The 7,258-nt window shown below is 65.7% G+C and carries 4 protein-coding genes; 1 reads left to right on the top strand and 3 read right to left on the bottom strand.

Going from position 1 to position 7,258, the window contains the following annotated elements:
* Window positions 1-73 precede the first annotated feature (73 nt).
* The 3 genes from treY to treZ all read right to left on the bottom strand — a co-directional run bounded on the left by treY (window position 74) and on the right by treZ (window position 4,980).
* Window positions 74-2,695: a malto-oligosyltrehalose synthase gene (gene treY / locus ACIIOY_RS05680; RefSeq protein WP_411033653.1), complete on the bottom strand. Its 2,622-nt coding sequence runs from the start codon at window positions 2,693-2,695 to the stop codon at window positions 74-76.
* A 69-nt stretch (window positions 2,696-2,764) separates the two neighbouring features.
* A complete protein-coding gene (locus ACIIOY_RS05675; RefSeq protein ID WP_411033652.1) occupies window positions 2,765-3,118 on the bottom strand; it encodes a CBS domain-containing protein in 354 nt (117 codons plus the stop codon).
* Window positions 3,119-3,198: 80 nt separating this feature from the next.
* Window positions 3,199-4,980 carry a malto-oligosyltrehalose trehalohydrolase gene (gene treZ / locus ACIIOY_RS05670; protein ID WP_411033651.1) on the bottom strand — a complete coding sequence of 594 codons (1,782 nt, stop codon included), beginning with the start codon at window positions 4,978-4,980 and terminating at the stop codon, window positions 3,199-3,201.
* 189 nt (window positions 4,981-5,169) lie between these two features.
* On the opposite strand from treZ, the gene glgX reads away from it, so the two are divergent.
* Window positions 5,170-7,254: a glycogen debranching protein GlgX gene (gene glgX / locus ACIIOY_RS05665; protein ID WP_411033650.1), complete on the top strand. Its 2,085-nt coding sequence runs from the start codon at window positions 5,170-5,172 to the stop codon at window positions 7,252-7,254.
* The last annotated feature ends 4 nt before the right edge of the window (window positions 7,255-7,258 follow it).

Genomic DNA, 7,258 nt, shown 5'->3' with positions numbered 1-7,258 from the left:
GGGCCTCCCGCTTCGAAACTCAAAGCGACAAGGAATCAGTCAATAAAGACAATTCTTTGATCAGGTCCCCATCCTAGAGCGGCCCGAGAAGCAGGGCGACGGGATCGTCCTCGAAGATGTGCGAAAGCGCCAGCGCGCTGCCGAGCGTGAAGACGCGGCCGTCGAGCAGCGACCGTACGGTCCGCCCCTCGAAATCGGGCGGAACCGAGAGGGTGATGCCGCGTATGGCGTCATCCGTCAGGCGGAGGGCGTCCGGCCGGGTTTTCCCGTATGCGAGGCGCGGGGCGGCCGTTATGGCGAAGGATTGCGGCGTTCCGCGCAGGAAGGCCAATGCCTGGCGGCCGCCATCGGACGGTTCCCATGGGATATATGGTCCGGCGAACGGCTCGGGCTGCCTGTTCCGCGCCGCGAGCACCGTCGCGGTCAGCCACTGCTTGTAGTCGGGGAAATGCGTTCGGGAAGCGGGCGGCCGCCGTGGCACGTCGAGGGATGCCACGTCCAGCGGCACCCGGTTGTCGGGGTCGACCAGGGAGAAATCGCAGCGCTCGCTGCCCTGGTAGATGTCTGGAATGCCCGGCGCCGTCAGCTTGATCAGCGTTTGCGCCAGTGAGTTCATCAGGCCGGCATCCACGAAGGAGGAAATCGTTTCGGCGAAATCAAAGAGGAAGGCTTCGTGCCCGAGCAGGTCCCCGACGAAACCCGCGACCTTCTGCTCGTAGCCGGAATCCGGCAGGTTCCAGTTCGAGCCGGTCTTCGCCTCGCGCAGCGCCTTCTCGATATAGAGCTTCATGCGCTTTTCGAGCGCCTCCACGGCTTTGCGGCCATCGAGGCCCTCGGTCGGCCAGACGCCGGCCAATGACTGGTAGATCAGCCATTCCACGTCCGGTTCGGGAACCGTACGGCCGGCATGCATCCGGCGGAAACGCGCATTGAGGTCAGTCCAGCGCCGCGTTGCCGCGATCCATGCGTCCGGCGCCTCGCTCAGCGTATAGAGCCGCGCCCGCGCATCCTCGCCGCGTTTCGTGTCGTGCGTCGAGGTGGCCGACAGGCCGTGCGGCAGTGTTTTCGCGCGCGCCTGCATGGCCGCGTGGAAGGCGGCGGGGCCGCCCGTCGGCTTTCCGGGGTCGCCGCCCACCTCGTTCAGGGCTATGAAGGCATTCTCCCGGTAGAAGAGCGTGTCTTCCAGCGCCTTCGCCATGATCGGCCCGCTGAGCTGCTGAAAGCGGATGCGAAGTTCGGGGCAGCCCGGTTGGGCGCCGCATGCCTTGTCGTCGACGAACAGTTCCCAGATGAAGTCGATCGCCTCGCGCACCTGCGGCCTCGCGCCGTCCTGCGCCCGCTGCCGCGCGGCGGCGAGCAACTGCCGGTCGCGTGCATCCGCGCCGGCGGTCGCCGTCATATAGGTCCGGTAGACGGGCAAAGCGGCGATCATGGCGCAGATCGCCTCCGCAAGAGCGTCGCGGGAGAGATGGGCATGGGATCGATCGGCCATGTCCTTCGCCAACGTCGTGAGGCGGCGGACCTCGCCCTCGAAATTTTCCGCAAGCATCTGCTGCTTGCTCGCCTGCCTTTCCTGCGCGTAGGTGCCCTGGTGCTCCTTGCTCCTGAGGGGATGGAACGCCTGCAGGAGACGGCCGCCTTCGTGCTCGTCGACAAGCGCATCGGCGAGGGAAGCGATGAATTCGTAGCCCGTCGTGCCCTCGACCGGCCAATGGGCGGCGAAGGGCTCTTCCTTCTCCAGGATCTTCTCGACGACGATATAGGTATCCGGCGCAGCGGCGCGCAGGCGCTCGAGATAGGCCTGCGGGTCGGCAAGGCCGTCGACATGGTCTATGCGCAGGCCGTCCACCGTTCCCTCGCGCACAAGGTCCAGCACCAGACGGTGGCTGTCGTCGAAGACGGGCGGGGACTCGACGCGCAGGCCCACGAGGCCGGCGATCTCGAAGAAACGGCGATAGCTGAGGTGCCGGCTCGCCGTCTTCCAATCCGTCAGCTGCCAGGGCTGCGCCGCATGGATGGCGGCGATCCGCGCGAAATCCACGGAGATGCCGTCGAGGAACGCTTCCAGTGCCGCGCGGGCACCTTCGGAAGCAAGCGCGCGGAACAGGACCGCCGTGCCTTGCGGGTCATCCCGCGGGCTTGCCTTTATTTCCAGTTCCTCATGCCCGTCGAGCACCTGCCGGTAGGTACCGGGGTGCAAGGGGTAGAAGCTGTCGTAGTAGCGGAGCGCGAGGGCATCGTGCTTCGGGTCGAGCGCGAGGCGGATGGCGCCGTCCGACAGTTCCTCGGCAAAGTCCTTTCCAAGAAAGGGCAGGGTCAGCCTCTCCGACCAGTCGATATCGAAATAGGTGGAGAACGGGCTTTCCGCGCCCCAGGCGATGACGCTTCGCCACCACGGGTTTTCGAGGCTCGCGGCCATATGGTTCGGCACGATGTCGAGGATGAGGCCCATGCCTCGCGCGTGGAGATCGCCCGCCAGCCGGCGCAAGCCTTCGAGGCCGCCGAGGGATGGGTCGATTTCGTCCGTGCGGGTGACATCGTATCCGTGCGTCGATCCGCCGACCGCCGTCATGACCGGCGAGGCATAGAGGTGGCTGATACTCAGCCGTTCCAGATAGGGCAGAAGCCGGCGCGCGCCCTCGAAGTCCATGCCGTTGCGGAATTGAAGGCGATAGGTCGAGCGGGGAAGTTTCATGGGGCCCTGGAAGGTACGATGACGGCGGTGCGCAACGTGCCCTCCCCACGATTTGTTCCAGCGGCGGCCTCAGATTCGGTGGCGGGCGAAATCGGTTCGCGAAACGACGCCCGACAGGCGGTTCTGCCGGTCGAGCACGGCAAGGCGGCGAAGGTGCAGCGACTGCATGTTGGCAAGCACGCCGGCGGCCTCCTCGTCGTCGTAGCAATAGGTGATGTTGGTCGTCATGATGTCGGCGACCTTGGTCGTCTCCGCGTCCAGTCCGGGCGCCACCGCGCGCAGGATGATGTCCCGGTCCGTCAGCGTCCCCACGAGGCCGCTCGCATCCGCCACAGGCAGGAAGGCGATGTCCCATTCCGCCATCAGGCTCGCAGCATATTGCAAGGTCTCCTCCGGTCGGACGAGGTGGACATTGCGGGTCATGATCTCACCGATATGCATTGGGGGGACCTCTCGCTCAACCTTTCGTCTAAGAACAGATGAGGGGCATGTTGGTTCCCGCCCTATCGCGGCGACCGGTCGACGGCGGCGACGAACGACGGACCGGCCGTGCCCCCCGTGGAAAGCTCGAAGATCGCATCGCCCGCGATCGCCGGCCAGGGCTTGCGCTCGTTCGTCAGGTTGGCGCGGATGCCGAGCGTTGCGTCCCGAAAGCGCCAGTCGATGGCGAGGACGCCGTCTTCGGAAGGCAGGACATGCGGTTCGGCCGTTCCGGGGCCGGCCAGCAGCGGCGCGACATGCGCCTGCCGCAGCCGGATCAGTTCACGCACGAAGCCCATCTGCCGCCGGCCGTCGGGAGAATCGGCGCGCGGCCAGTCGAGCTTCGAGCGGCGGAACGTCTCTTCGGCAATGGGATCGGGAAGGTCCGCCACCGTCTTTCCCTCGGGCATGCCGCCGAAGTTCTCCGCTTCCGCCTCGCGGCCCTTTCGTATCGCCTGGGCGAGTTCGCCCCCGAAATCGGCGAAGAACAGGAAAGGCCGCTGCTCGCCGTATTCCTCGCCCATGAAGAGCATGGGCACCGCCGGGGCGAGGAGCAGGAGCGCCGTCATGACGTTGAGGAGCGCGGGATCGACGAGGGTCGACAGCCTTTCGCCGAAAGCGCGATTGCCGACCTGGTCGTGGTTATGCAGGAAGTTGACGTTGACCTGCGGCGGCAGGGGATCCTGCGGCGGCGGGCCGACCCGGTCCTTCGTGCGGTCCGTATGGACGAAGCCCTTGGCCGTCGCCTCCCGAAGGATTTCGTCGGTGTTTTGCGCGAAAGGCGCGTAGTGGCCCCGGCTTTCTCCCGTCGCAATGACGTGGAGCGCATGATGGAATTCGTCGTTCCAGCCGGCGGTGTAGTGGTGCACGATGCCACCGTCGCGGTTCAGCAGGCTTTTGCGGCTCGTCTGGTCCTCGACGACGAGGTGGACCTGGCGGTCCGGCACGGCCTGCCGGATCGTTTCCGCCATTTCGATCAGGGCATGCCTTTCGCTTTCATCCTCGATCTCCTCGGTCGCGTCGAAGCGCAGGCCGTCGAAGCGGTAGTCGACGATCCAGTGAAGCGCGTTCTCGATGAAGTACCGCCGCACCGCCTCCTGCTCGAAGGCCAGCGCCGCGCCCCAGGGCGTATGGCGCTCCGGATGGAAGAAAGGCGGCGCGATGCGGGGAAGGACATTCCCGACCGGGCCGAAGTGATTGTAGACGACATCGAGCAGCACCATGATGCCATGGCCGTGCGCCGCATCGATGAGCGCCTTCAAATCGTCCGGCGTGCCGTAGGCGGGATGCGGGGCATAGTGCAGGACGCCGTCGTAACCCCAGCCGCGGCTTCCGGCGAACTGGGCGACGGGCATGATCTCGATGGCCGTGATGCCGACATGGCGCAGATGCGGCAAGCGGCCGATGGCGGCGCGGAACGTGCCCTCGGACGTGAATGTGCCGATATGCAGCTCGTAAACGACCGCCTCTTCCCAGGCCCGTCCCCTCCAGCCAAGGTTCTGCCACTCGTAACCGGTGTGGTCGACGATGACGGAAGGCCCCTCGACGCCGCCCACCTGGGCGTGGGAGGCAGGGTCGGGTATGATGGAGCCGTCGGCGAGCAGGAAAGCGTAGGTTTCTGCGGGGCGGGCAAGGTCCGTCTCGACCTCATGCCAGCCGTCATCCGCGCGGTGCATGGCGATCTCCCGCCCGCCGGAAAGAAGCGTGACGGCCTTTTCGGCGGGAGCCCAGAGACGGAACCGCACCCTGCCATCCTTCAATACGCTCGGTCCCCAGGTTCTCGGCGTCGTCGATGGCTGTGTCATCCCCGTCCTCTCCTGCTGTTCAACCGAGGGTCGGAACCGGGCGGCGGCTAAAAAGTTCCGGAACAATCCGTGTCTTTTCGCGTTGCACCATCGCATTTTCGTGCTCTGGCAAGCGGCCTTCATTCCAGGAGGCCGCTTCTCATGTTCATTCTGGGGAGGCCACTTGCTCGACCGAAGGGGACCGATCGCATGAGCTACTCATTTTCCGAACTCGACTTCATGAAGCCGGAGCTCGGCGCCGAATTCACCGGCGAGGGCACGCATTTCGCCGTCTTCTCCGCCCATGCCGAACAGGTGGAGCTCTGCCTCTTCAGCGAGGACGGCAAGGAAGAGACCGCGCGCCTGCCGCTGCCCAAGCGCGAAGGCGACGTCTGGTCCGGCTATATCTCGGGGCTGAAGCCCGGCACCGTCTACGGCTACCGGGCACACGGACCCTACGACCCGAAGGCCGGCCACCGCTTCAATCCGAACAAGCTGCTGCTCGATCCCTATGCAAAGCAGGTCCTCGGCGAGATCACCTGGGACGATGCGCTCTACGGTTATCGCATCGGCGATCCGGACGGCGACCTTTCCTTCGATGAGCGGGACAGCGCGTCCTTCATGGTCAAGGGCGTGGTGCAGGACCCGGATTTCGACTGGGCGGGCGATGCCGCCATCCGCCGGCCCTGGACGGAGACGATCATCTACGAGGCGCACGTGCGCGGCATGACGATGCGCCATCCCGGCGTGCCGGAGGAGCTTCGCGGCACCTTCATGGGCATGGCGAGCGACCCGATCATCGAACATCTCGTGGACCTCGGCATTTCCGCCGTCGAGCTCCTGCCGATCCAGTATTTCCCCGACGACCGCCATCTCCTGGAAAAGGGCCTGCGCAACTATTGGGGCTACCAGACGCTCGGCTTCTTCGCGCCGCAGCCGCGCTTCCTTTCCGGCCGCGCCATCACAGAGTTCAAGACCATGGTCAAACGCTTCCATGCCGCCGGCATCGAGGTGATCATGGACGTCGTCTACAATCACACGGCCGAAGGTTCGGAACGTGGCCCGACCTTGAGTTTCAGGGGCCTCGACAACCTCAGCTACTATCGCCTCTCGCCGGACGATCCGCGCCATACCTACGATACGACCGGCACCGGCAACACGGTGAACATCGCCCATCCCATGGTGCTGCGCATGGTGCTCGACAGCCTGCGCTACTGGGTCGGCGTCATGCATGTCGACGGCTTCCGCTTCGACCTTGCCAGCACGCTCGGCCGCACGCGGCACATCGAGTTCGACCGCGCGGGCACGTTCTTCGATGCGATCCGCCAGGATCCGATCCTGTCCGGGGTGAAGCTGATCGCCGAGCCGTGGGACGTCGGCGACGGCGGCTATCAGGTCGGCGGCTTTCCCCATCCGTTCCGCGAGTGGAACGACAAGTACCGCGACGACGTGCGCCGCTTCTGGAAGGGCGACGGCGGGCTGGTATCCCGGCTTGCGGCGCGCCTCACGGGCTCCGCGCCGCAGTTCAACCATTCCGATCGCGGCGCGACGTCCTCGGTCAACCTGCTCAGCGCCCATGACGGGTTCACCCTCATGGACACCGTCTCCTACGACGGCAAGCACAACGAGGCGAACGGCGAGGACAATCGCGACGGCCATTCCGACAACCATTCGCACAATATGGGCGTCGAAGGACCGACGGACGACCAGGGCATCCTTTCCGCCCGCGACCGCCGCCGGCGCAACATGATCGCGACGCTGATGCTCAGCCAGGGCGTGCCCATGCTGCTCGGCGGCGACGAGCTCGGCAACAGCCAGAACGGCAACAACAACGCCTACTGCCAGGACAACGAGATCGGCTGGACGGACTGGAGCGGTCTTGACGATCCGTTCCTGAATTTCTGCAAGGGCGCCATCGCTTTCCGCAAGGCCCATCCGGCGCTGAGGCAGGAACGCTTCCTGACGGGCGAGGCGGCGGAGGACGGCACGATCGAGATCGCCTGGTATCGGCCCGACGGCGCCTTCATGGACGATGCCGCCTGGAAGGACGGCGATCTGAGGGCGCTCGGCCTCTTCCTCTGCAAGCCGGCGAACGGAGAGGGGCTGGACCAGCTCTTCCTCGTCTGCAACGCCGGCGGCGACTGCGAGGTGACGCTGCCGGAGGTGAATGGCATCACGGCCTGGAAGCGGGTGCTCGATACGGGCGCGCAGGACGGCGCCTTTACCGACCACCCCGCGGAAAGCCCGGCCATCGTCTATGGCGCCAGCGTCGCGGTTTTCGAGCCGGCGGTCTAGCATC

The sequence above is a fragment of the Shinella agrisoli genome, assembly GCF_046557955.1.
In the GTDB taxonomy this organism is placed as follows: domain Bacteria; phylum Pseudomonadota; class Alphaproteobacteria; order Rhizobiales; family Rhizobiaceae; genus Shinella.
The sequence above is the reverse complement of the archived record's forward strand: the minus strand, read 5'-3'. Positions and strand labels throughout refer to the sequence as shown.

Excerpts from the sequence above, each read along its gene's own strand:
- treY (WP_411033653.1), bottom strand. The coding sequence starts at position 2,695 with ATGAAACTTCCCCGCTCGACCTATCGCCTTCAATTCCGCAACGGCATG.
- ACIIOY_RS05675 (WP_411033652.1), bottom strand. The coding sequence starts at position 3,118 with ATGACCCGCAATGTCCACCTCGTCCGACCGGAGGAGACCTTGCAATAT.
- treZ (WP_411033651.1), bottom strand. The coding sequence starts at position 4,980 with ATGACACAGCCATCGACGACGCCGAGAACCTGGGGACCGAGCGTATTG.
- glgX (WP_411033650.1), top strand. The coding sequence starts at position 5,170 with ATGAGCTACTCATTTTCCGAACTCGACTTCATGAAGCCGGAGCTCGGC.